Origin of the sequence: uncultured Bifidobacterium sp. (assembly GCF_949292005.1) — a bacterium.
Classification (GTDB): Bacteria; Actinomycetota; Actinomycetes; order Actinomycetales; family Bifidobacteriaceae; genus Bifidobacterium.
On record NZ_CASEXV010000029.1, the window covers coordinates 16,339 to 40,891 of the forward strand.

The window sequence follows — 24,553 nt, forward strand, 5'->3', positions numbered from 1 at the left end:
CCCTACAGCTTGATCTCGATGTTGACGTCTGCGGGCAGATCGATATGCATAAGGGAATCAACGGCCTTGGGGGTCGGATCCACGATATCGATCAGGCGCTTGTGGGTGCGCATTTCGAAATGCTCGCGCGAGTCCTTGTACTTATGGGGAGAGCGGATCACACAGAACACGTTCTTCTCCGTCGGCAGAGGAACCGGACCCACCACGGTGGCACCCGCATTCGTCACCGTTTCGACGATTTTCTTCGCCGACTGGTCGATGACCTCATGGTCATAGGACTTAAGCCTGATGCGGATTTTTTGTCCCGCCATTGCCGTCCGCCCTTTCTTGCGTTTGTCTTGCTGATTTACTTAACCCTGTTGCAATAGGACACCGGCAAAAGGCGTCGTTCTACGAAAGACACCGATCATCAGTGCGAGGCCAACCCCTACAGGCCCGAAGACCGGTTGAAGCGCCATCGCTCGCTTTTTTTCTAACAAATATGCGAGCCCAAAACAGGCAACTTCTCCATTAAAGCACCGCAGGCCGCCTATTGCAACGGCGTGTCGTCCGGCGGCGAGTCGTTCGCCGACCCGTGACAAGGGTCACATTTCATTGGCACGCACGGTGATGAGGGACGGAATATCGTGGAGGAGTGACAATCAACGAAGCCCAGAGCATTCGACCCATCAGCGAGGGCGGCGCCAACATGCTCTACCAGCATGGCACACTCGCCCAATTGGTTCCAGGCCTGCTCGAGGGAACGACGACGATCGGGGACATCCTCTCCCACGGCGACACCGGCATCGGCACCGGCGAGGGTTGGACGGCGAGATCATCATCATGAATTCCCACGCCTGGAAGGTCGGCGCAGACAGGCGCGCGATCGAGGTTCCGCCATCCTTCAGCATGCCTTTCGTAACAGTCCACAAAGCCGCGTTCCAATATCAATGCACTCGAAAAGACATCGGTCTGGAGGATCTGAACTCCAGGATCGTGGAGGCCAACGGACGCGCCAACACCTTCTTCTCCGTGATCGTCCACGGCCGCTTCAGTTTCATGAAAACCAGGGCCGTCATCAAACAGCACGCCCCCTATCCCACATTGGAACAGGTCGCGGACCGTCAGGCGATGTTTCTGGCGAACGACGTGGAGGGAACCATGTTGGGCTATTTCACCCCTCCCGTGTTCAATGGCGCCGCGATGGCCGGATTCCACGAGCACTTCCTGTCTGATGACCACACGGTCGGCGGTCACGTCCTCGATGGCGTGCTGGAGGAGGGGGATGTCCTCAGCCAAGTGTTCGACACCCTTGTGCAGCATCTTCCAGTGGACAATCCTCAATACCGCGAGCACGACTTCAGCGCCGACAGGGTTCAGGAGGCCCTTGAGAAAGCAGAACGGTAAGCGCATGACCGAATACGATCCGGAACGGGACGTGGACCGGAAAGGCGTCCGCAACCGGATCGCCCGGGCCCCTACGAGTGTGGGGGCCCGCCTCTGCGGTTGCCCCCACCTGATTCGTCGCCTTATCGGCGCCGCCCTCACAGCGATCAGATAACCGTCACAGCCTTTCCGAGGCCTCTTCGGTCGCGTCCTCTCCCTCACGCCGCACCCGCAGACGATGCCCCTCACTCTGGCTAACCCCGTAGTACGCCGCAATTGCGATGTCCTTCATGTCCTCGATCTGAGGAACCCGCGGATTGGCCGGGGTGCACTGGTCCTCGAACGCCCGCATGCCGATCTGATCGAGAACGCTCCAGAAATAATCCTCGTCAACGCCGAGCTGTTGGAAGCTGGAGTTCATGCCCAATTTGACGTCGCGGTATTCCTCAACGGCCAGAGCAAGGTTCTCCACTCCCTCCTGAGGCGTCTTTCCGGGATTGACACCAAGGTCGCGAGCCAGATCCTGATAGCGCTCGGCGGCCACGTACTTGTTGTACTTCGGCCAACTTGTCGGCTCCATCGGAATCGAGCCGTTGTACCGGATCACATAAGGCAGGAGCACGGAATTCGTGCGCCCGTGGGCGATATGGCACAGCGCTCCGATCGTATGGGCCATTCCATGGCACATCCCCAGGAACGCGGAGCCGAAAGCCATGCCCGCCATCGTGGCGGCGTTGTGCATTCGCTCCTTGGCCAGTGTGCGTTCCTCGCCGTCCTCACCGTTCACCGACATGTCGAGATTGTCCCAAATCAACCGTGCGGCATGCAGTGCCATCGCATCGGTGAAGTCGTTGGCGTAGACGGAGACATAGGCCTCCATGGCATGGGTCAAGGCATCGAATCCGGAGTCCTGGGCCAGTGTGCGCGGCTGGGTGCGCGCCAAGACCGGGTCGACGATGGCGACGGATGGCGTCAGCGCGTAATCGGTTATCGGATATTTATAGCCGGTCTTATGATCGGTGATCACCGCGAACGGCGTCACCTCGGAACCCGTTCCCGAGGAGGTTGGAATGCACACGAGTTTGGCCTTGTTCCCGAGCGGCGGAATCTTGAAGGCGCGTTTGCGGATGTCGAAGAACTTCTCCCGGACATCGGAGAAGGCGATCTCCGGACGCTCATAGAGGAGCCACATGATCTTCGCCGCGTCCATGGGCGATCCCCCACCAACGGCGATGATGGTGTCGGGCTGGAACTCGTCACGCATCATGGAGGCGCCCCGCTCGACGGTCTCCACCGAAGGCTCCGGCTCGACATAATCGATGATCCGGAAGGTCACACGGTTGTGCCTCGCACGAAGCTGATCGATCACCTTGTCGACGATGCCCAGTTGCTCCATAACCCTGTCGCATACGATGACCGCGCGCTCGATGCCATACATGTCGCGAAGATAGCGGATGGCGTTCGGCTCGAAATAGGTCTTCGCAGGAATCTTGAACCACTGCATGTTGTTGTTCCTCCGCGCGATCCGCTTGATGTTGATGAGATTCACGGCTTGTACGTTGCCCGACACCGAATTGCCGCCATAGGAGCCGCAGCCCAGCGTCAGCGAGGGCGCTATCGCGTTGTAGATGTCTCCGATGCCACCCAGCGAGGACGGGGAGTTCCAGATGATTCTGCAGGCATGCATCCGCAGCCCATACTCACGCACAAGATCCTCGTTGTTCGTGTGGATGGCCGCAGTGTGCCCGGCTCCGTGCTCCAGCATCTTCTCGCACATGAGGAAGCCCTGCTCCTGATCGTCCGCCTTGAGAACGGCCTGTACGGGAGCGAGCTTCTCCATGGTCAGAGGCTCATTCTCGCCCACCTCCTTGCACTCCGCGGCGAGGATGGTCACATCATCGGGAACCTCGAACCCCGCGGCGTGCGCGATGAACTGCGGGGACTTGCCGGGAACGACCGAATTGAGCTTCGGCGTCTTCCCGGAATATGAAACGCAGCCGAACATGTACTGCTCCAGCTTCGCCTTCTCCTCATCATTGACGAAATAGGCCCGGCGGCGCTTCAGCTCGTCGATAAGCGCGGAGTAAATCTCCTTGCGGGCGATGATCGCCTGCTCCGTCGCACAGATCATTCCGTAGTCGAAATGCTTGGACAGGACCAGATCGTTCGCCGCCCTGATCACGTCAACATCGGAATCGACATATGCGGGGGCATTTCCGGGGCCCACGCCCAACGCCGGTTTCCCTGAGGTGTACGCGGCCTTGACCATGCCGGGCCCCCCGGTCGCGAGGATGGTCGCCACCCCCGGATGGTTCATCAACGCGCCGGTGGCCTGAATGGACGGATGCTCGATCCATTGGATGCAGTTCTCAGGCGCGCCCGCCGCCACTGCCGCGTCGCGGACGATTCGAGCCGCCTCCGAAGAGCTCTTCTGCGCGAAGGGGTGGAATCCGAAGATGATGGGGCAGCGCGTTTTAAGCGCTATCAGCGATTTGAAAATCGCCGTCGATGTGGGATTCGTGACTGGAGTGACTCCGGCCACGACACCCACGGGCTCGGCTATCTCATCGATTCCCAGGACGTCATCCGATCGAATCACGCCTACCGTTCGCTGATTCGCCAGATAGTTCGTGACATGCTCGCAAGCGAAGATGTTCTTCGTGGCCTTGTCCTCCACAAGACCGCGGCCCGTCTCATCGACGGCCATCTTGGCGAGTACAAGGTGCTTATTCAGGGCGGCGATCGAGGCTTTGGCGACAATCCGGTCCACCTGCTCCTGATCGAGACGCTCGAACTCCGCCAACGCCTCTTGGGCCTTGCCCACAAGGGCGTCCACCTCGGCCTGCGCCTGCGCCTGGACCTCCTCGGGCGTGGGCTTGGCGAGATTCGCGTCATTGTGTTCGTCTGACATGCAGTCCTCCTCACATAATGCCCATTGCGCAATGGTCGACGGGCATCGTCAACGTCACCTATTTGTGACCTGCATCACAATGTATCGGACAAGATGTACGAGCCGCGGGACTGCGTGGAGTTGAGCGTTTCATGAATGAAGTCGGCCTGGGCATGTGCGGGGTTGAAACTATTGTGTGTGCTTCCGTGCGTTTAGGCGGCGCACCGGTCCGGGCACCGGCAAGCCCATGTCCGGATAAAAAATGCCGTCCCGGTCCCCATGGACCAGAACGGCAAGGACGGAGGTCGACGTTTAGCGCTTCGAGAACTGCGGAGCGCGACGAGCCTTGTGCAGACCCGCCTTCTTACGCTCGACAGCACGCGCGTCGCGAGTCAGGAATCCGGCCTTCTTCAAGGTGGGACGATTGGCGTCGCGGTCGATGCTGTTGAGCGCACGGGCCACACCGAGGCGGATGGCACCGGCCTGACCGGTCTTGCCTCCACCATCGACGAGCACGATGACATCGAATTTGTTCTCGAGCTTGAGCAGAACGATCGGGGAATTCACCTCGCGCTGCAGAAGCCTGGACGGGAAGTATCCGTCAAGGGTGCGCCCATTGATCGTCCACTGGCCGCTGCCGGGAACGAGACGGACGCGGGCGATGGCCTCCTTGCGGCGGCCTGTGCCGTAGCCCGGAGCGATCGCGGACGTGCCGGTGCCGGCCCCGGAGTTGGTCTCGGTGGTGTATGACGTCAGATTGTCCTCGGCCTCGACGGCGGAGGATGTGGTGTTATCAGCCATGGTCATTTTCTCCCTTCGGTTCACTTGGCCTGCTGCGAGACCTGAGTGATCTCGAAGATCGTGGGCTTCTGCGGTGTATGGGGATGCTCGGATCCCTCAAACACATGCAGACGTCCCAACTGAACGCTCGCCAGACGGTTCTTGGGCAGCATGCCACGAACCGCGGAGATGATGATACGGTCGGGGTTCGTCGCGAGCAGCCTTGCGTATGTGTCCGCGCGCAATCCTCCCGGTCGACCGGAATGGGAGTAGAGCTCCTTGCCCATCTTGTTGCCAGTCAAAGCGACCTTCGCCGCGTTGATGACGATGACATGGTTGCCGGAATCCGCGTGGGGCGCGAAGGTGGGCTTGTTCTTGCCGCGAAGCAGCGTGGCCACCTGCGTGGCGAGACGTCCGAGAACCACATCTGTGGCGTCGACGACATACCAATCATGAGTCAGATCGTCCGACTTTGGTGTGAACGTTTTCACGAGTGTACCTTTTTCTCGATATTGTGTTCCGGACCGCGGCCATCACGCGCTGACGCGCGAGGTGACAACTGGTCTCATTACCGTGGGCTCCCTGAAAGTCCTCGGTGGCGAGTGGGAAGCGCTTTGAAGGACCCCTTAGGGAAACACAACAATCCTTTACTATATCGCCGGTATGGACGAACCGCAACATGCCGGCTCGCGTGGGTCGGATTCCGACTCCAACCCACGCGAGCCCACACGGCAACGATCCAAACCCGATCAGCCGTTCATGATGTCGGCGAGCGACTGCATCCTCGGATTGTCGAACAGCGTCTCCAGCGGGACGACGTCCCCATTCGCATCGGCCAACGGAATCCTCCAATTGGGATACTCGTTGTTCGTGCCGGGTTGGTTCTGCGCGCGCCGCTCTCCCACGCCATCGACGACGGCCGCCGCGAGTAGCCTGCTCGGAGCCCCCTTGAGGGCCTTGTACAGGGCCTCAACGATTTCCTGCTGATGCGCGTCCTCATCCTTGAGCAGCTCCGGATCCAAAAATCCGTTCTCCACAAGCATCGCCATCATGGCGTTGTGCTCCTTGACCGCGTCGGCCTTGAACTCCTCGGCCGACGTGGTCAGAAGGTTCAGGCGCTGCCTGATCTTGACCTGCTCGTAGCTGAGATAGCCCGACGCCGGTGGAAGATCATGGGTATTCACCGAAGCGAGGGCGTTCACGCGCCACGACGACGGCTTGCGGAACACGCCGTTGCTCTGCTCGAACCACTCGACCGTGCAGCCGAACACCCCATGCTTGGATAGGGACTTCGTCACATACGGGGGAACGACTCCGAGATCCTCTCCGACGACGACCCCGCCGGCACGGCTGGCCTCGATCGCAAGGATCCCAAGCATGATCTCCGAATCGTAGTAGACGTACGCGCCATCTTTGGCGCTACAGCCCTCCGGAATCCACCACAGGCGGAACAATCCCAGAATATGGTCGATTCTGACGGCGCCCGCCTTGGCGAACATCCCATGGACCATATCGCGATAGACCACGTATCCGGTGTTCTCAAGCTCCACAGGACTCAGTGGGGGCTGACTCCAATTCTGCCCCTGCTGGTTGAAGTAGTCCGGAGGCGCACCCACAGTGGCGCCCTTCGCAAACCTTTCGGGATTCCACCACACGTCCGAACCCGTCGGGTGCACACCAACGGCCATGTCGGCCATGATGCCCAGACGCATCCCGGACTCCTTGGCCGACCTCTGCGCATCCTCCAACTGCTGGGTGGCAATCCACTCCAGCCAGCGATAGAAGTCCAAAGTATCAGGGAACTGCTGCCTGAGTCCGGCGACCTCGGGAGACTCGCGATTGAAGCGACGCTCCCAATTGTCATCGGAGTCGCCCGGCTCGCCCCACTTGTCATAGCACAGGCACCACGTGGCATATGACTCGAGATCGGCGCCGCTCTCGCTCCGGAAGGCATCGAACTCATCCTGCCGCTGCTTGGGGCGGCCGGACTTGAAGATGATCCACAAAGCCCTCATCTTGACGCGCCACATCGTGTCACGGTCAATCAGCTGGGCGTCTCCGTTGAGCGGCTCGACCTGGTCGTGGAGTTCGGTGATCTGATGTCTCACGTCGGCATCGAGCATCGCGTACTCGGGAATCGATTCTGGTCTGATGTAGGTGAAGTTCACGAACCGGCGCGAAATGGGAAGATAGGGCGATGGAGTGAGCGGAGCTATCGGCTCGCTCGCATGAAGAGGGTTGATGAGAATGAAGTCGGCCTTTGTCCTTGCCTTGGCGGCGACAAGCATGGACTTGAGATCCTCGTAATCGCCGACGCCCCACGATCCCTCGGAACGAATCGAGTACAGCTGCGCCATCCATCCCCAGAGCTGTTCCTTCTCAAGAAAATCAGGAAGCGCGATGTGGTCCGGCGCGGAAATCACCGTGGCATCCTGCGTGCGATCGCCCACACTGACATGCAGAGTGTGGTACCCCATGGGGAGATCGGACGGAATGGTCACCGTCGCGGTGGAAACGAACTTGTCCCCCAGCGAATATGCCTGGGAGCCATCTCCCGGACCGGTCTCAATCACACCCTCATATTCCGCTCCCGATTCCAGAGTGATCGAGGCCACGGGTATCTCCAATATCCCGGTGTTCACGGAGACCTGGGAATCCTCACCAGTGGTGTGGAGAATGGTGGGTGGAACGAGCCGTTCATGTCGAGCGTCAAGTATCTCTCGGATGGACTCATCAATGGCCGCATCGTTCGAGGCATCGATGCCCAGAGCCTTCAGGATGGCGACCAGAACCCCGTCGTCAATCTGGTGGTAGTCGTCGGACTGCCCAACATAGTCCGTGCCGACGCCAACAAGCTTGGCAAGACGGATGAGCGGACGGGCCAGACGTTCTTCGCTTTCGGTCTTCTCTGTCATACGGCCAGTGTAACCCCCCGACCCCGCTCACGCAGTGCGATGAGCCATGACACGCCGAGACTTATCAGGCCCCTTCCCGAGAGGCCATCCGGCGCACCCCGGAATCGGAATCCGAGGCCAGAGCGCGCCGGGTCTCATCGTCGCAGGAGCCGTTCGCAGCGACCGCACGACGAACCATGGCAGCGAGGACGGCGGGAGCCCCGTCATCCTCCCCCGCCCCCAGAGTCGCCAGAAAGGACAACGTTCCGGAATCGATCGCCGAATCCTCCGCCCCCTCAAGCCGCGTCCGCCATGAGGCCTGCGGGTTGCGCAAGGCGGCGGCCCTCACCCTAGAATCGGGGTCCTTCGCCAGTCGGCCCACAAGCCAGTTCTTGTCATTCGCATTTCCCGCCACAGCCGCCCGGACCAACGGATCATGATCCGTTGACAGCTTCACCAGCACGTTGGGAAATGGCATCTCGGTGGCAAGGTATATACGATCCTCGACGGGGGTCCTGTCATTCCCGGCCACCGCCTCCAGCAAGGCGGTGGCACGGGAGAAAGCCGCCTGATCCGACCTGTCGGGAAGAGGTCTGCGCGCGAATTCGCTCAGCGAGGCCGAGTCGTCCGAATGCCGCAACTTCTCGTAGGTGACGGTCAAAGGCTCAAAACCGTCGTCATCATTCGTCTGGCTCATATCCCCCACTTTATCCCCAGCCTCCATGACGCATCAGCTCCGATGGTGGACTAGGCGCGGATCGGTACCGCGATACGGACGACGCCCCGACGTTCCGGCTGGACGTATCCGGCGGTTCGCTCCCGGATCCCGAGCTCGAAACCAGAGGATTCGCCGCACGGCACGGCGATCTCGCATTCGACACGTTCCCCGTAATCGACCCGCAGAATGCGCGCGGACGATCGCGCGGCCACCGTCTCGACAACTGCGAACGACGCGTAATCGGCGACGATCGAATACGCCCAGCATTCGACGAGAGCCGCGAGACGCGCGGCATCCAGCGCTCCGGAGGCCGCCGCGGAATAAGCCCGCACAAGACCTCCCGCTCCCAGAAGGACCCCACCAAAATACCGAGTCACGACAACGACGCAATCAGTCAGATGTCTGGCACGAAGAATATCCAGCATCGGACGGGCCGCGGTTCCCGAAGGCTCCCCATCATCGCCCATACGCACATCCAGCGACCCTGGATCCGACCCAAGAATGGACGCATGAACGACGTGCCGCGCCTTGGGATTTCCACGCCGCGCACTTTCCACGGCCCGCGTCACACCAACCGCGTCATCGACATGGGAAACCCGCGCGAGGAAACGCGATCGGCGCTGGTCGTACTCATGGACGGCAGGGGTCCCGGGGTCATCTACCACGGTGAACAGCTTGTCCGTCATCCGCCACATCCCGTCGACAGTCCGTGGGAACCGGTTGCGCGGGACACCCGGAATCCCACTGGCCGGTAACCGGAAAAGCACCGGCCCGAAAATCAATAACAGGAATCACAAAAGGGCCCCGAAAACTCCCGAAGCCCCTGTCTTGCGGAGTCAGAGGGATTCGAACCCTCGAGCCGCTTACGCGACTAACACCTTAGCAGGGTGCCCCTATCGGCCACTCAGGCATGACTCCACGTTACGCGCTGGCGCAACAAGTGATTACTGTACCATCCCATGCGGATTTGACCCGCCGACAACACCGTGCGTCGACGAGCCCCTCCAATCGGCCGAGTCCGATCGACCGTTCCCGAAGGAGTGGCATCCCGGACTAAGCGTCACGACGATGCGTGATGAGCTTGAGATTGACGAACTCCCTCATGCCAAGCACGCCCATCTCACGCCCGAAGCCCGAATTCTTCACACCTCCAAAAGGAAGCTCGGCGCTGTCGGCGCCCGCCTCGTTGACATAGGTCATCCCCGTCTCCAGCCCATCGGCGAAGAACTCGGCCTCGGCGGGATCCGTCGTGAAAACATAGGACCCCAGGCCATAGGAGGTGTCGTTCGCCACATCCAGAGCCTCCGCGGCGTCGCGAACCCGGTAGAACTGGGAGACGGGACCGAAGAACTCCTCGTGGCGGGCATGCGAATCCCGGGGAATGTCCTCAAGAATCACGGGACCGAGATACGCGCCATGGTTGTCGGGATCGCCCATGACGAGGGACGCCCCGTCGTCCAGCGCCCTGTGGACCTGCGCGCTCAGTGACGCCGCGGCCTCGCGCGAGCATAGAGGAGCGAGATCCAACGCCTTCGACGCCACGACGAAGGATTCGAGAAAACGGTCGTACAGATCATCAACGATGATGAACCTCTTCGCGCCATTGCAGATCTGCCCGACGTTCTCGTACCTGGCAGCTATGGCGTAATCCACCACACGGTCGAGATCGTCGGCGCTCATGACGATGAAGGCATCGTTCCCGCCAAGCTCGCACACCACCTTCTTCAAAGCGCGCCCGGCGGTGGCGGCCACTTGCCGCCCGGCGCGCTCGGAACCGGTCAGCGAGACGCCGCGGACGCGCGGATCCTCGATAACGCGCCCGATCTGCTCGACTGTGGCATACACGTTCACGTAGGAGCCATACGGGAATCCGGCGTCACGGATGATGGATTCCATGGCGGCCGAGGACTTGGGGCACATGGAGGAGTGCTTGAGGATGATGGTGTTGCCTATGAGCAGATTGGGAGCAGCGAAGCGAGCGACCTGATAATAGGGGTAGTTCCACGGCATGATTCCCACCAGAGGTCCGATGGGCAGCTTGCGCACCACGGCATCGCCTCCCGCCACTCGATCCACCGGCATATCCATCAGAAGCTCCTGGGCATTGTCGGCGTAATAGTCGTAGATATCCGCCGAGAAGTCGACCTCGCCCAGCGCCTCCTCAACGCTTTTTCCCATCTCATGATGGATGATGTCGGCCAAAACGTCGCGCTGGTCGCGGTACGCGGCGGCCACCGCCTTCATCAATTCGACGCGTCGGGCAAGCGTGGACTCGTGGAACCATCCCCGGTACGCCCGATCCGCCGCCGCGACCGCCTCTGCGACCCGCTCGTCATCGAATGTCTCAAACGTCTCCTCGACCTCGCCAGTGGCCGGATTCGTAACCGCGTACATCGCACACTTCCTTTCCTCTCCGAATACGGCCTGCGCTCCGCACGAAGCCGCCGGACATCCCTCAGACCGGATTGGTCTCTCAGTCGGACATGAGATCGCGGGCCATCTGCGAGAAGGCCTCGATGTACGCGTCGCACGCCTTGTCGTCATGGGCGACGGAGAGGGTCCATTCCTCCTCGCGACCGGGCGTCATGAACACGCCCCTGTTCATGGCGTACAGCCAGCACAGCTGGTTCAGGTCCGAGCGCTGGCCCTGCCTGAACGTCACATAATCGACTATTTTGTGCGGCGAGAAGGTCACGCAGCCCTTGGCTCCGAATCCCACCGCGTATCCGGGGAATCCATAGCGATGAACCACCTCGCTGCATCCATCCATAAGACGCTTGTTGAGATGATCGAAATGATCGTAGGCATCCGGAGTGAGAACCTTCTCCAGGTTCGCACGCGCGGCGGCCACGCACAGAGGATTTCCGCTGTATGTGCCCACCTGGTAGACCTCTCCGCTTTCGACCACGCTCATGACCTCCTCGGTGCCTCCGATGGCTCCCATAGGAAGCCCGCCACCCAGCGCCTTGGCCATGGTGACCATGTCGGGACGCACTCCAAACAGCTTTGTGGCGCCACCGGGGCCTATGGTCAGACCCGTTTTGACCTCATCGAATATCAGCACCATGCCGTGCCGGGTCGTGATGTCCCTCACGGCCTCCAGATACCCCGGCTCCGGCGGCACGATGGACATGTTCATCAGACACGCCTCCATGATCAGGCAGGCGGGCGCCGATCCGTCCCTCTCCATCTCGACGATTCGATGCTCCAGCGCCTCGGCGTCATTGAAGGGCACCGGCACGGTCAGGGGGATTGTCGCCGCAGGAATTCCCGCTCCATAGGGAAGGGACCTCAGATGCAGACGATCGCCGATCTTGTCGTAATCCTCGGCGATGGATATCATCACCGCGTCGTGATGGCCATGGTAGGACCCGAATATCTTCATGATGGGGTCCCTGTGCGTGTACGCGCGCGCGATGCGAATGGCGTCCATTGTGGACTCGGATCCCGAATTCGTGTACCTCCACTTCGGAAGTCCGAAACGTTCCGACAGCTCGCCGGCGACAACGAAGTCATCCTCGTCGGGGAGCGCGAAGTGCGTGCCCTTGGCGAATCGCGTGTTCACCGCCTCGCCAATCACCGGATTCGCATGCCCCTGGACCATGGCGCCGAAGCCGTTGTGGAAGTCGTAGTATTCATTGCCATCCACATCCCACACGCGGGACCCCTCCCCGTGGTCCACGTAGATCGGCCACGGGTCACGCAGCTGATACGACGAGGCGACGCCGTTGCACAGATGCTCGCGCGCCTTCCCGTACATCTCGCGCGACTTGACCAGCTTCGCGTCGAGCTTGTCGGACTCCTTCGCGGTCAGTTCCTTGAGTCGTGTCGAATCGATGTTTCCCATCATGGGATTCTCCTTATGTCCATTCCCTAGACGACGACATTCACATCAGTAGACGCCGGGAACTTCGTTTTTAGTGGTGTTTTTACCTAATCAGATAATTATTTCTTCGCCGTGAACTTACAACAATTCGAATTCCATCGTCTCGTAGGAACGATTCGTTGCTTCCGCCGACGCGAGGCGTCATCTCTCATAAACCCGAGATCCGTCAAGCCACGTCCCCAGAACGCGCGTGCGGGCGATGTCGTCCGGGGGAATCGCTGTGATGTCCCTCTCAAGAAGAACCATGTCCGCATGGCGCCCGACATCGAGAGTCCCCCGGAATCCTTCGGTGAACCCCTGCATGGCGCTACCTCGGGTGGCCATGTCGATGGCGTCTTCGACGGCGATCCTCTCCTCGGGAATCCACCCCTCCTCCGGCACGCCCTGATCTGTCTTCCGGGTCACCGCACGCCCGATGGACATCACTGGATTGTTGCTGGAGATAGGCCAATCCGAACCGTGGGACAGCGTGACGCCGGCCTTGTGCAGGTCGGCCAAGGCATACTGGCGGCGAGATCTCACCTCACCAAGACGGGGCTCCGTGAGACGGACCATCAGTGCGTCCTGCTGCATCCACAAAGACTCGACGTTGACAATCACCCCCAGATCCGCGAACCGACCCATATCGTGCTCATCGATGATCTGGACATGGGTGACGACCGGCCGTCTGTCCCAACCAGCGTTGCGCCGCATCGCCGCCTCGATGGCGTCAAGCGCGTTGCGAACGGCGCGGTCTCCTATCGCATGAATATGCACCTGGAAACCCAAAGAATCGGCGAACATGACCGCCTCTGCCAGCTCATCGTGATCCCACACCTCCATTCCATTCCCGCCACCGTCATCGAGGTAGGGTTCGAGCATCGCTCCCGTCCCGGATTCGATGACTCCATCGGCGAAAAACTTCACTGTCCGCGCGTCAAGAAAACGCTCCTGCCCCATGTTGCGTATGTCCTGGCGAGCGCGTTGAAAACCCTCAAATTGCCTGCGCCAGTATCGGGAGTCCGCCCTGAAAGCCAGATTGGACCGCACGGAGAGATCCCCCTGTGACAGAAGATCGCGATACGGCAGATCCATGCCCTCATCCACCCAGGCGTCCTGCATCCACGTCACGCCGCACTTGTTCTGTTCCTCGCACGCGGTGTGCAACGCGCGATCTAAAGACTCACGCGACGGATGAGGGGCCACCTTCGCAAGCAAATCGACGGCCCCCCACTCACGAAGCGTCCCTTTGGGCTCGCCGCCCTCCCGTCGATCTATGCGACCAAGGGGAGGATCGGGCGTGGCAGCCGTTATTCCCGCCAATGCGAGCGCTCGGGAATTGCACCACGCGGTGTGGTAGTCGTGGGCCCGAAGCCACACCGGACGATCAGGGACGACCTCGTCTATCCATCGCGCGTCGAAGGATCCCCCTTGCGCGAGGGCGGGATCATAGCTCGCGGCAAAAATCCAACCGCCACCCGGATGCGAATCAGCCCAATCCCTCAACGCGTGCTGAATCTGGGGGATGCTCGTCGCATGAGCGACATCAGGACCCTGCGATTCCAATCCCCCGAAGATGGGGTGGCTGTGACCGTCGCCAAAAGCGGGAAGCAGCAGCCCCGAACGCAGGTCCACCACCTCGTCGGCCTCGGCGGACAAGTGCTCGGCGGCTTCCCCCAAGGCGACGACGACCGCTCCCCTCACTGCGATTGCGGATGTCGTCACACCCTTACGGACCCACACCCGGCCATTATGGAAAACGTGAAGGGCATCATCGCGGTGGTCTGTGCGCGACAGCAGCATCTGACTCATCATCACTCCTTGAATTGTTCCCAGATCTGGGTGTATTTGTTCACGACCGCCGTGGAACACTGCGGAACGTCCATGAGCTTGACATTGCTGGGAGTGATGATGGCCGAATCGTTCTTCAGGTCGGCAGGCATGAGGTCCTCGACCCCCTTGATGTATGAGTTGTAGTTGTTGTACTCAACCGCACGTAAAGAGTTCTTCGGTTTCATCATCCAGTTGATGAAAGTCATGGCCTGCTGAACGTTTTTCACCCCGCTCGGAATCGACCAGTTGTCCTGGTACATGAGCGCACCCTCTTTTGGATAGACCCAGATGAGGTTCTTGTTCTCCGCGGCCGCCCTGTGCCCGTAACCATTCCAGATCATCGAATCGGTGTTCTCGCCCGTCACCAAACGGTCCAATGTTCCGTTCGAGCTGATGTTTTTCACCCTCTTCTTGAAACTCATCAGAAGATCGCTGGCTGCCTGCAGCTCCTTGGCATTGTTCGTGCAGGGAGTCCCCCCTGTAGCCAGAAGCGCCGCGTTGACGCCGTCGTTCTGATCGTCATGGATTCCCGGAGTCGCCGACCATGCCGCGCTTGACGTGAAATAGTCCTTCCATGTGGTCGGCGCCTTTTCGCCTTTCGCCAGTTTGGAGGAGTCGTACATGTACCCCGTCACTCCATAGAGATAGGGAGCCGAGTACTCTCGATTCTTGTCGAAATAGGGGTGCCGCCCAGCCGTGGAAATGTACTTTCCATTGGGAAGATCCAGCGCATCGAACTTCATCAGCAGACCTTTGACGATCATTTCCTTGACCGCGTATCCGCTGGGAACGACAACGTCATATCCCGAAGTTCCCGCAACCTCCAACTTCGAGATGAGCTCCTCGTTGTTCTGGTAATAGTCGATCGTCGTCTTGATTCCCGTTTCCTTAGTGAAGGCCTTGAGCGCGGACTCGGGAAAGTAGTCCGACCACGTATAGATATGCAGCACCCCTGACGTCGCCGCAGTAAAGGCAGGCGCCTGGGTGTCCGAGGAGCCCGAGCCATCTGATGCAGAGGACACCGAGCACCCCGCTACAGACAGAACCAGCGCCACCGTCGACCCGGCAGCCCCGACAATGCGCATCATCGCATGTTTCGTCAACGACATAACTCTTCCCTTCTCGTGTTTTCCGTGCCTTGCGCTTTCCTTGTGGTGGTGGTGTTCCCGTCTTACCCGCCGTCCGTTCTGCAGTCGGCTATGCCGTCACCTCGCACGCCGACGATCCATGCGACGATGCAGATATGGCTAGCGACGGAAGTCCTCGAAAAGCTGCGTGTAATAGTCGTTGACCTTGTTGGAGCACGACTTCTCTATCCGCAGCGTCTTGAGTTCCACACTGGAGGGAACAATGACGTTGCTTTCCCGCATCTTCTCCGGAAGTAGCTCGTCCCCACCTTTGAGGACGCTTCCGGCGCCGCCCGCCTCCTCCACTGGTTCCTTGTTTTTCGGGTTGAGCATCCAATTGATGAACGTCTTGGCTTGGGCCACGTTCTTGGCGCCGGCCGAGATGGCCATATTGTCGACGAATTTCGACGTACCGTCGGTGGGATAGACGAATGTGAGATTCGGATTCGACGTAATGGCCTGATACGCGTCGTAACTCCACGCCATGCCATACTTCTCCTCTCCGGAGGCCAAACGGTCCGCGACCCCCTCGGAGCTGAGAACACCGACCTTGCTTTTGAAGTTCGACAGAAGCTTCGACGCCTTTTGGTAGTCATTGGCGTTGGTCGAGCACTGATCCGAGTCCACCGCCCTCAATGCCGCATTGGTGATCTCGATCTGATCATCGAGCACCTGGGCCTTGCCAAAAGACGAGGACAAGGCGAAGAACTTCTTCCATGACGTCGGCGCATCCGCGGCGGGAATGGTTGACGAATCGTAGACTATTCCCGTGTATCCAACGATGTAGGGGGCCGAGTACTCCAGCTTGGTGTCGTAGTAGGGGCTGGTGAACTCGTCGTCGATGTTCTTCGCGTTCGGAAGGCTGGACGTATCGAATTTGAGCAGCAGACCCTCGGAGATCATCTGCTTGACCATGTAATCGCTGGGCATGACGATGTCGTAGCCCGTTCCGCCAGTGGACTTCAGCTTGGCCTCAAGCGCCTCGTTGCTGTCGAAGGTGTCTACGGAAACTTTCGTCCCCGTGGCCTTCTCATAGGACTTGATCACGCTGTCCGGCAAGTATCCAGCCCAAGTGTACACATGCAATTCGCCACCTGTGGCCGCCGTGAACTTGCCCGTCGCCGCGGACGTGGACCCAGACGACACGGAATCGCTCACACCACCGCTACAGGCTCCTGTGGCGAGGACCAACGCGGCGACCAAACCAAACGGCACCATCTTTCTCATTACCGACATGGGCATCCTTTCTCCATTTCCCTGCTTTTTCTCTCCAGCGCCACCGGCGGCGCACCTGACACCCTTCGTGCACAGGTGAATGTCACGACTCATCCTTCCGACCGCTGGTCAGAAGTGTGGACACCACGGTCACGATGATCGCCATCAGCAGCAGCATCGTCGCCACGACGTTGATGCTGGGATTCACTCCCTTACGAATCAGGGAGAAGATATAAATCGGCAATGTGGTGGTTCCCGCGGATGTGAGGAAATTCGAGATCATGAAATCGTCCATCGAGATCACGAAGGCCATGAGCGCACCCGAGATGATCGCGGGGGTCAACATGGGAAGAGTCACCCTCATCACCGTCCGCATACGGGTGGCCCCCAGATCCACCGCCGCTTCGAAGCACGACTGATCAACGGTCTGGATCCTCGCCCGCAACGGCATGACGACGAAAGGTATGCAAAACGTCGTGTGCGCCAGAATCAGCGGGATGAATCCCGGCGACATTCCCAACAGTCTGATGAACGCCATGGTCGATATGCCCAAAACTACTTCGGGGATGATCAGGGACGCGTTGATCAGACCGGAGGCAAGGGCCGAACCGGCCCGCGACATGTTGTCCGCGGCGAGGACGAAAGCGACGCCGAGAATCGTGGATAGCGTCATGGCGATGGAAGCGACCTCCAACGACACGAGGGTCGCGGATATGATCGAGGAATCGGTGAAGACCTTGCCGAACCATCTCACGGAGAAACCCTTCCACAACAGAGCCTGCTGACCTCCGTTGAAGGCGAACACGACCACGAAGATCATGGGGACGTACAGAAAGAACAAAACCAGAATGCCTATGGGCGTCACTCCGGGAAACCTTCTTAGGGAGTTGCCGTTATGCCGCCCAGATCGTCGCGTGCTCAACGGCCGTCCAACGGGCTCACCGACGGTTCGAGACGATGGCGTCCCACCGTTTTCGGTAGTGGTGATGGTCGGTGACATACTCACATCAACTGCCCTGCCTTTCTGGATGCCCTGCCACCGAGAACAGTGGCGGCAGCCCCGCAAACGAATGTGACCAGAAGGATGATGGTCGACAAAGCCGCGCCAAACGGCCAGTTGCGGGCTTCCGCGAACTGTGAGGCGATAAGGTTGCCCATCATAAGAACCCGTCCTCCTCCTAAAAGAACCGGTTGGACATAGGATCCAAAAGCCGGAATGAAGCACAGAGCTATGGCCGACACCACCCCGGGCCTCGCGGCGCGCAGAATGATCCGGCGCATCACCGTCAGTTTTCGCGCGCCCAAATCGAAGGCCGCCTCGACCAAGCGGAAGTCGAATCCCGACAAGGCCGAGTACATGGGGAGTATGGCGAAGGGGAGGAAGGTGAAGATCAATCCGATCAAGGACGCCGACGAGGTGTACAGCAGTTGCCTGGTCCCCAACCCAAGCGCTCGCAGCACCACATTGATGGGGCCATTCTCGTTGAGGATCAACATCCACGCGTAGGTGCGCACGATGAGATTGGTCCAGAACGGAATCGTTACCAAAAGCACGAGGATTCGCTGGACGCGACGCTTCTGCAACGACATCCACAAGGCGATGAAAAACGACAGGACTATGCACGTGACCGTCGTGACCAGCGCCTGGAGAAAAGACGTCCAGAACACCTCGAGATAGCGGGAGTCCAGAGAGCGATTCCCCAGGAAGTCCTCACGGTAGATCAGTTGCTCATAGGCTTTTGTGCTGAATTGAAACACCACGCCGCCGCCGGACTCCGGCTGGCTCATGAAGGAGAACGCGACGATCACGCCCACCGGCCCAAGCGTGAAAAGAAGGCCAATGAGGATTGAAGGAGCCGCGTACCAACGCCCAAGCATTCCCGGCCGCACGACCTTTCGCTTCCGGGAATCGTGACGGGCTTCGGCGCCGGACCGGATGGACGATGCGTGCGTCGAGAAGCCGCGCCGCCCTCCCATCACTTCACCACCCTCATGTGATCACGACGGATGGTCACGGTCACCGGCGCCTGCGGGGACAAATCAACATCAAACGAGGATGGGGACAGTCTCGCCATCAACTCGCCTCCATCCGCCAGCCGCACCGAACACCTCACGTTCGCCCCCATGAACGTGACCCAGGTGACGGTCCCGTGAAGTCCCGAATCACCCGCCGGCGACAACGCGATATGCTCCGGCCTCACCGCGACGCACACCTTCTCCCCCTGCGGCACGGCCGTGATGTCCTGATCGAGTTCGAAGCTCGACCCCTCGAGAACGACCGAGTTGCCGCTTCCCTTGTGCCCGTCGATGAGGTTAATGTCCCCGATGAAATCAGCCACGAAGCGGTTCACCGGCTCGTTGTATATCTGTTCGGGCGTCCCCACCTGCTCGGGCCTGCCGTTGGAGAACACCGCTATCCGATCGGCCATCGACAGCGCCTCCTCCTGGTCATGGGTCACGAAGATGAACGTCACCCCGGTCTCACGCTGGATTCTTTTGAGCTCGATCTGCATCTGCCGCCGAAGCTTGAAATCCAACGCGGACAGGGATTCATCGAGAAGAAGGACCTCGGGGCTTTTCGCCAAGGCGCGGGCGAGCGCGACGCGCTGCTGCTGACCTCCCGACAACTGGTCAGGACGACGCGATCCGATGTCGCGAAGATGGACCAGATCGAGCATGTCGGACACGATTCGGCGAATCTCCTTCCTGGGCTTGCGCTCCATCTCCAGTCCGAAGGCGATGTTCTGCTCGACGGTCATATAGGGAAAAAGCGCGTAGCTCTGGAACACCGTGTTCACCGGACGCTCATATGGAGGCAGATCGTCGATCTTGCGGTCGTCGAGGTAGATCTCGCCCGCATCCAGTGTCTCCAGCCCTGCGATCGACCGCAGAAGCGTCGTCTTTCCGCATCCCGACGGCCCCAGCATGACGAAGAACTCGCCCCGGCGGATGGCCAGGCTCACATCATCGATGGCGTGGACCTCCCTGCCCTCGGCCGACCGGAAAACCTTGCTCGCCCTGTTGATGGTGAGTCCGGACTCCCGTAGCTCAACTTCCCGGTCCCGTCCAACCGTCGCATCCACCGCGTCAGTCATCGCGCCATCCTTTCATCCCACCGCAACGGCGGCGAAGAGCGAGGGAAACCACACCACCACAATCACCGACCGGAGAAGACGAAACGAACATCTTGCGATTTTTCATTTTCAGGTGCGGTTCACAAAGTAGATATGGTTTTTTGATTTGTTTTTATTTGCCTACATCAAAGTTTGTTTTGATTTCCATAGAGTAAAATCCATATTGCCGCTCACGCTTCTTCGTAACGACGAGTTTTCGTGCGAAGAGCCTCGCCGAGTCCGAGGGGATAATGGGGTCATGCCAACAGAACAGACGCACGACGAATCCCGACGCAACGACACCGGACCCCACGCACTCCTCGATGACATCAACAAGGTGATCATCAAACAGCTTCAGGAGAATGGTAGACGCTCGTACGTCTCGATCGGCAAATCGGTCGGACTGTCCGAAGCGGCCGTCAGAAGCAGGGTCCAGCGTCTGACCGAGGCGGGAATAATCCAGATCGTGGCCGTCACCAACCCACTGCAGCTGGGCTTCACCCGCCAGGCGATGATCGGGGTGACCATAGGCGGTTCGGCCAATCTGGACGAGATCCTCGACCACCTCAAATCCGTCTACAACATCGACTACATCGTGGTGACGGCCGGACGGTTCGACCTGCTTCTCGAGGTATTCAGCTCATCGGACGATGAGCTGCTGTCCGTGGTGACCACCATTAGGGCCATTGACGGGGTTCTCAGAACGGAGATATTCACCTATCTGACATTGGCCTCTCAGCGCTACGATTTTGGAGTCAGATAGACTTATCGACAACGATATGAACACTTAGTTCATATTCTCATAAAGAAAATCGAAATAATAAGCCACCATCATGACATCCATGCCCACATCCGCATATTCCGAAGAGACCGCGACTCGACCCGGCGGCGACCCGGTCGGACGCCGGAGGCTGCCCCGCCTCATGCTTGTGGCGGCCGCCGCCATCTGGGGCAGCACCTACACATTGTCGAAAGAGGCCATAGCCGCCATACCGGTCCAGCAGCTTCTAGCCATACGGATGCTCGGCGGCATCATCCTCATGTGGGTCTTCTTCGGCAAACGGATACTCTCCACGCTCACCGCGGCGTCCCTACGGTCCGGAGTCATCGCCGGAATCCTGTACTACGGCGCCTTCCTTCTCCAAACCGTCGGACTACAGGGGATGCCTCCAGGGCGCAATGCCTTTCTGACGGCCTCCTACTGCGTTCTGACACCATTTCTGATGTGGGTTTTCCGCAAAAGGGCACCCGGCGTGCAACATATCGGCGCATCATTGCTATGCCTTGCGGGAGTGGGACTTGTGGCCTCATCCCAGGGCGGAGGTCTTACGAACGGTACCACCCATGCGCTCTGCGACACCATCACTCTTCTCGGCGCGGTCGCATGGGCACTGTACTTCTTCCTCATCGCGATGGCCTCCGTGCGCCACGACCCCATCACGCTGACCTTCATCGTGTTCTGCAGCTCGTTCGTTCTCTTTCTGACCGGTTCCCTTCTCTTCGAACGCCGATTGCCAGCCTTCCCTCCGCAACCGCGAACCCTCTGGGTGGTCGCCATCCTCCTTCTGGCCACATTCGCCGCCCAAGTTCTGCAGAATCTCGGCATCGCGGGAACGCCGCCAAACGAGGCGTCCATCCTGTTGTGCACCGAAACGCTGTTCGCCCTGATCCTGTCGATCATGGTGTACTCCGAACGCCCCACGCCCGTCGCCGCGACCGGATTCGCACTGATCTTCGGTTCGGTGATACTGTCCGAAATCGCCAATCGTTGACGATTCGTGCCGTGGCCGCCGCCTCCCGGAATTCACGGCACGAATCGCCACCGCGTCCTAGGATGGCTACATGAGCACCTCGCCACGTCCACCCGAAGCCAGACGCGACTGGGGGCACGATGAAACGGGATGCCACATCTTGCACGTCGATATGGACGCCTTCTACGCGTCCCTTGAAATGGCGCGGCATCCCGAGCTTCGCGGACGCCCCGTGATCATCGGCACCGGCCCGCGATCAGTGGTGTCGGCGGCAAGCTACGAGGCTCGCAAATTCGGAATCAACTCCGCCATGCCCACTGCGCAGGCCCGGCGGCTATGCCCCGACGGGGTGTTTCTGCCGGTCGACATGACTTACTACCGCGCGGCGTCCCGTAGCATCTTCGCGAATATTCTGGGACGGGTCACCGATCGCATCGAGCAGGTGTCGGTTGACGAGGCCTATATGGATGTCGCCGGGGCGCTTCTGACATGGGAACGGCCCACCGCCGTCGCCCGTTGGATACGGGAGCAGGTGAGCGCCAGATTCCATGTGACATGCTCCGTTGGAGTGGCGTCCAACGCCATGGTGGCCAAATTGGCCTCGACGATGGCAAAGCCGGACGGTATGCTGCTCATTCCGCTGAACAGGCGCCGGGATTTCGTCGCACTGATGCCCGTGCGCTCGATTCCGGGAATCGGCCCCGCGATGGAACGGCGTCTGTCCGCATGGGGGATACACACCGTCAGCGACCTATCCAGCCTCGACGACCAGGCGCTGCGGTCGGCCGCCGGATCCGATATCGTCGCCGAGCGATTGATGAAGGTCGCGCTGGGAGACGACGACAGAATCATCAGACCCCGCTCAGGGGAGAAGTCCATCGGAGCAGAGAGAACGTTCACCGAGGACACAGCGGATGCCGACACAATAACCCGGCTGATTCGTTGGTGCTGCAAAGATGTGTCCGCCACCCTGCGCGACCATCACCTCGTGGCCAGAACCGTCACCGTGAAGGTCCGGTATCCCGATCTCCGCTATGAATCACGGTCACGTAGCCTGCCTTCGCCCATCGACCTTGAACCCAGCCTCCGGTATGAGGCCTCCCTGCTTCTCGGAAGGATCATCGGCCCGACCGACGGCACATCGTCGGCCGCCCGCTATGCGACGCCTATACGGCTGGCCGGCGTCTCGGTAAGCTCTCTGTCGCAAGCGGACGCGACGGCGATACAGCCATCGCTGGGTGATACGGCGTCCAACGGCTCCCCCACGCAATCCGACCTGTCCGACAAGCTTCGGCTGGCGCAGAACGCCTTGGACACCGTGCGCCGCAAATATGGATCCGACGCCGCCCAGATTGGACTGTGAGCACGGAATTATGGACACGAGATCAATGAACACCGAATCAATAAGTGCCTGGAAGCACGGGAGCATTCGACGCGCGCCGAATGCTCATTCGGGCAACGACCCGCATCTGTCAGAGCGCTACGAGATCGCGGGAAATGCGCTCGCAGGCGGTGTCGATGTCCGCGTCACGCGCCGTCGCCGAAAAACGCAGATACCGCGAATCTCCATAGAACTCACCGGGACTGGCAAGAACCCCCACACGGGCGAGGTTCCTCATATCCTCCCAGCAATCGCATCCAAGCGCGCGCACCCAAACGTAAAGCCCGCCTTCGGGCATGGAAGCGTCGTAGCCCGCCGTGGACAGTGCCCCCACGATGCGCGTCAGACGCGAATGGTAGCGCGACGCCTGCTCATTGACATCCCGCACGCCGCGAAGGGCTCCGACCATGGCGCCCTGAACCGGTCCTGGAACGATAAGACCCATCTGCCGGCGATATGACACTATCCTGTCGACGAGGGATGCGTCACCGGCCAGAAAAGCGGCACGATACCCCGCCATATTCGACTGCTTACTCAAGGAATACAGCATGATGACACCAGAGCAGTCGATTCCGCACACAGCGGGGTCGAGAACGCTTCTCGCCGGCAGACCCGACCATGACATCAGCGCGTAGCATTCATCGGACACGACAACCGCCCCGATGGATCTTGCGGCCTTCACTATCGCCGCCATCTGAGCCACGGAGAGCATTCTTCCCGTGGGGTTGGACGGAGAATTGACCCACACCATCCGCACGCGGTCATCATGCGACCACGATTCGACATCCGCCACATCGTCGACCTTGAGCACAGTGGCTCCCGCGATCTGCGTGCCGATCTCATACGTCGGATAGGACACCCGCGGCTGGACGACGACGTCCCCGCGTCCCAGACCCAGAATCGAGGCCATAAGAGCCACGGCCTCCTTGGACCCCACTGTGGGAACCGTGGAGGCACCCATCTGTCTGAGGTCCACGTCACGGAAATTCATGGTCCAGTCCGCTATCGCCGTTCTCAACTCCGGCGACCCTATCGTCGCCGGATATCCGGGATAATCCGCCGCATCCGCAAGCGCTATCATGACCCTGCGCGGCACGGGGTCAACAGGCGACCCCACGGACAAATCCACCGAACCGCCGGGGCACCCATCGGCGATATTCGAGTATTCCCGGAGACGGCCCCAATCGTACGGCGTCTCAAACGCACCTAGTCCCATGCTCCTCCTATCGCGGTCCGGCGTGCGTCCTCAGGATTGAGCCTGAGGAGGCAGGGCGGCGACCTGCGCCGGATCGTGGCCCAGAGGTCCGGCTGCGGACGCTCCTCCTAAATCGCCGACCTCGGAGAAGAAACTCACGGCGGCGTCCTTGTACCATGCCCACTCCTCAGGCAGATCCTCCTCGTAGAAAATCGCCTCGGTGGGGCACACCGGCTCGCACGCCCCGCAGTCGACACACTCGTTCGGATTGATATACAGTGAGCGATCCCCCTCGTAGATGCAGTCGACAGGGCACTCGTCCACACATGCCTTGTCCTTGACGTCCACGCAAGGCTGCGCAATCACATAGGGCATATCGTTCCTCCTTTATTCCACATCCATGCTCAGGCTACCCACGACAGAGGA

General features: G+C 60.0%; 20 protein-coding genes, 1 tRNA gene and 1 pseudogene. 4 read left to right on the forward strand and 18 right to left on the reverse strand.

Annotated features, from left to right (window positions below):
* Positions 1–2: 2 nt before the first annotated feature.
* Positions 3–311, reverse strand: coding sequence for a 30S ribosomal protein S10 (gene rpsJ / locus Q1X90_RS02035; RefSeq protein ID WP_003827292.1), 309 nt, complete (start codon positions 309–311; stop codon positions 3–5).
* 377 nt (positions 312–688) lie between these two features.
* On the opposite strand from rpsJ, the pseudogene budA reads away from it, so the two are divergent.
* Positions 689–1,386, forward strand: a pseudogene (gene budA, locus Q1X90_RS02040) (acetolactate decarboxylase).
* 157 nt (positions 1,387–1,543) lie between these two features.
* Here budA and adhE read toward each other — a convergent pair.
* The 15 genes from adhE to Q1X90_RS02115 all read right to left on the reverse strand — a co-directional run bounded on the left by adhE (position 1,544) and on the right by Q1X90_RS02115 (position 19,782).
* Complete coding sequence (adhE, locus tag Q1X90_RS02045; RefSeq protein WP_300765991.1) at positions 1,544–4,276, reverse strand: bifunctional acetaldehyde-CoA/alcohol dehydrogenase; 2,733 nt, start codon at positions 4,274–4,276, stop codon at positions 1,544–1,546.
* A gap of 291 nt (positions 4,277–4,567) precedes the next feature.
* Complete coding sequence (rpsI, locus tag Q1X90_RS02050; RefSeq protein WP_300765992.1) at positions 4,568–5,056, reverse strand: 30S ribosomal protein S9; 489 nt, start codon at positions 5,054–5,056, stop codon at positions 4,568–4,570.
* A gap of 20 nt (positions 5,057–5,076) precedes the next feature.
* A complete protein-coding gene (gene rplM, locus Q1X90_RS02055; protein ID WP_300765993.1) occupies positions 5,077–5,526 on the reverse strand; it encodes a 50S ribosomal protein L13 in 450 nt (149 codons plus the stop codon).
* A gap of 258 nt (positions 5,527–5,784) precedes the next feature.
* Positions 5,785–7,950: a 4-alpha-glucanotransferase gene (malQ, locus tag Q1X90_RS02060; protein WP_300765994.1), complete on the reverse strand. Its 2,166-nt coding sequence runs from the start codon at positions 7,948–7,950 to the stop codon at positions 5,785–5,787.
* 64 nt (positions 7,951–8,014) lie between these two features.
* Positions 8,015–8,626, reverse strand: coding sequence for a HEAT repeat domain-containing protein (locus Q1X90_RS02065; RefSeq protein ID WP_300765995.1), 612 nt, complete (start codon positions 8,624–8,626; stop codon positions 8,015–8,017).
* Positions 8,627–8,676: 50 nt separating this feature from the next.
* Entirely contained in the window at positions 8,677–9,333 is a 657-nt protein-coding gene (locus Q1X90_RS02070; RefSeq protein ID WP_300765996.1) for a YigZ family protein, read from the reverse strand.
* 145 nt (positions 9,334–9,478) lie between these two features.
* A tRNA-Ser gene (locus tag Q1X90_RS02075) sits at positions 9,479–9,565 on the reverse strand.
* Between the two features lie 135 nt (positions 9,566–9,700).
* Entirely contained in the window at positions 9,701–11,041 is a 1,341-nt protein-coding gene (locus Q1X90_RS02080) for an aldehyde dehydrogenase family protein (RefSeq protein ID WP_300765997.1), read from the reverse strand.
* A gap of 79 nt (positions 11,042–11,120) precedes the next feature.
* Positions 11,121–12,497 (reverse strand): aspartate aminotransferase family protein, encoded by a 1,377-nt coding sequence (locus Q1X90_RS02085; protein WP_300765998.1) that lies wholly within the window; start codon positions 12,495–12,497, stop codon positions 11,121–11,123.
* Positions 12,498–12,674: 177 nt separating this feature from the next.
* Complete coding sequence (locus Q1X90_RS02090; RefSeq protein WP_300765999.1) at positions 12,675–14,327, reverse strand: amidohydrolase; 1,653 nt, start codon at positions 14,325–14,327, stop codon at positions 12,675–12,677.
* On the reverse strand, positions 14,327–15,454 hold the full coding sequence (locus Q1X90_RS02095) for an extracellular solute-binding protein (RefSeq protein ID WP_300766000.1): 1,128 nt from the start codon (positions 15,452–15,454) through the stop codon (positions 14,327–14,329). The genes Q1X90_RS02090 and Q1X90_RS02095 overlap by 1 nt, the downstream gene beginning before the upstream one ends.
* Positions 15,455–15,592: 138 nt before the next feature.
* Positions 15,593–16,708 (reverse strand): spermidine/putrescine ABC transporter substrate-binding protein, encoded by a 1,116-nt coding sequence (locus tag Q1X90_RS02100; protein ID WP_300766001.1) that lies wholly within the window; start codon positions 16,706–16,708, stop codon positions 15,593–15,595.
* A gap of 82 nt (positions 16,709–16,790) precedes the next feature.
* A complete protein-coding gene (locus tag Q1X90_RS02105) occupies positions 16,791–17,552 on the reverse strand; it encodes an ABC transporter permease (RefSeq protein WP_300766002.1) in 762 nt (253 codons plus the stop codon).
* A 137-nt stretch (positions 17,553–17,689) separates the two neighbouring features.
* Entirely contained in the window at positions 17,690–18,664 is a 975-nt protein-coding gene (locus Q1X90_RS02110; protein WP_300766003.1) for an ABC transporter permease, read from the reverse strand.
* A complete protein-coding gene (locus tag Q1X90_RS02115; RefSeq protein ID WP_300766004.1) occupies positions 18,664–19,782 on the reverse strand; it encodes an ABC transporter ATP-binding protein in 1,119 nt (372 codons plus the stop codon). The genes Q1X90_RS02110 and Q1X90_RS02115 overlap by 1 nt, the downstream gene beginning before the upstream one ends.
* 277 nt (positions 19,783–20,059) lie before the next feature.
* Here Q1X90_RS02115 and Q1X90_RS02120 point away from each other — a divergent pair, with 277 nt between their 5' ends.
* From Q1X90_RS02120 to dinB, 3 genes are all read left to right on the forward strand, one after another.
* Complete coding sequence (locus Q1X90_RS02120) at positions 20,060–20,563, forward strand: Lrp/AsnC family transcriptional regulator (protein ID WP_300766005.1); 504 nt, start codon at positions 20,060–20,062, stop codon at positions 20,561–20,563.
* 79 nt (positions 20,564–20,642) lie between these two features.
* Positions 20,643–21,572, forward strand: a complete 930-nt coding sequence (locus Q1X90_RS02125; RefSeq protein WP_300766006.1) for a DMT family transporter — start codon at positions 20,643–20,645, stop codon at positions 21,570–21,572.
* A gap of 70 nt (positions 21,573–21,642) precedes the next feature.
* Entirely contained in the window at positions 21,643–22,914 is a 1,272-nt protein-coding gene (dinB, locus tag Q1X90_RS02130; protein ID WP_300766007.1) for a DNA polymerase IV, read from the forward strand.
* 109 nt (positions 22,915–23,023) lie between these two features.
* Here the strand turns inward: dinB and dapC are convergent, their stop codons facing one another.
* Both dapC and fdxA read right to left on the reverse strand, forming a co-directional pair.
* Positions 23,024–24,148, reverse strand: a complete 1,125-nt coding sequence (gene dapC, locus Q1X90_RS02135) for a succinyldiaminopimelate transaminase (protein ID WP_300766008.1) — start codon at positions 24,146–24,148, stop codon at positions 23,024–23,026.
* A 30-nt stretch (positions 24,149–24,178) separates the two neighbouring features.
* Positions 24,179–24,502 (reverse strand): ferredoxin, encoded by a 324-nt coding sequence (gene fdxA / locus Q1X90_RS02140; protein WP_300766009.1) that lies wholly within the window; start codon positions 24,500–24,502, stop codon positions 24,179–24,181.
* Positions 24,503–24,553: the final 51 nt, after the last annotated feature.

Coding starts and splice junctions, on each gene's coding strand:
- rpsJ (WP_003827292.1), bottom strand. CDS start 311: ATGGCGGGACAAAAAATCCGCATCAGGCTTAAGTCCTATGACCATGAG.
- adhE (WP_300765991.1), bottom strand. CDS start 4,276: ATGTCAGACGAACACAATGACGCGAATCTCGCCAAGCCCACGCCCGAG.
- rpsI (WP_300765992.1), bottom strand. CDS start 5,056: ATGGCTGATAACACCACATCCTCCGCCGTCGAGGCCGAGGACAATCTG.
- malQ (WP_300765994.1), bottom strand. CDS start 7,950: ATGACAGAGAAGACCGAAAGCGAAGAACGTCTGGCCCGTCCGCTCATC.
- Q1X90_RS02065 (WP_300765995.1), bottom strand. CDS start 8,626: ATGAGCCAGACGAATGATGACGACGGTTTTGAGCCTTTGACCGTCACC.
- Q1X90_RS02070 (WP_300765996.1), bottom strand. CDS start 9,333: ATGACGGACAAGCTGTTCACCGTGGTAGATGACCCCGGGACCCCTGCC.
- Q1X90_RS02080 (WP_300765997.1), bottom strand. CDS start 11,041: ATGTACGCGGTTACGAATCCGGCCACTGGCGAGGTCGAGGAGACGTTT.
- Q1X90_RS02085 (WP_300765998.1), bottom strand. CDS start 12,497: ATGATGGGAAACATCGATTCGACACGACTCAAGGAACTGACCGCGAAG.
- Q1X90_RS02090 (WP_300765999.1), bottom strand. CDS start 14,327: ATGATGAGTCAGATGCTGCTGTCGCGCACAGACCACCGCGATGATGCC.
- Q1X90_RS02095 (WP_300766000.1), bottom strand. CDS start 15,454: ATGTCGTTGACGAAACATGCGATGATGCGCATTGTCGGGGCTGCCGGG.
- Q1X90_RS02100 (WP_300766001.1), bottom strand. CDS start 16,708: ATGTCGGTAATGAGAAAGATGGTGCCGTTTGGTTTGGTCGCCGCGTTG.
- Q1X90_RS02110 (WP_300766003.1), bottom strand. CDS start 18,664: ATGGGAGGGCGGCGCGGCTTCTCGACGCACGCATCGTCCATCCGGTCC.
- Q1X90_RS02115 (WP_300766004.1), bottom strand. CDS start 19,782: ATGACTGACGCGGTGGATGCGACGGTTGGACGGGACCGGGAAGTTGAG.
- Q1X90_RS02120 (WP_300766005.1), top strand. CDS start 20,060: ATGCCAACAGAACAGACGCACGACGAATCCCGACGCAACGACACCGGA.
- Q1X90_RS02125 (WP_300766006.1), top strand. CDS start 20,643: ATGCCCACATCCGCATATTCCGAAGAGACCGCGACTCGACCCGGCGGC.
- dinB (WP_300766007.1), top strand. CDS start 21,643: ATGAGCACCTCGCCACGTCCACCCGAAGCCAGACGCGACTGGGGGCAC.
- dapC (WP_300766008.1), bottom strand. CDS start 24,148: ATGGGACTAGGTGCGTTTGAGACGCCGTACGATTGGGGCCGTCTCCGG.
- fdxA (WP_300766009.1), bottom strand. CDS start 24,502: ATGCCCTATGTGATTGCGCAGCCTTGCGTGGACGTCAAGGACAAGGCA.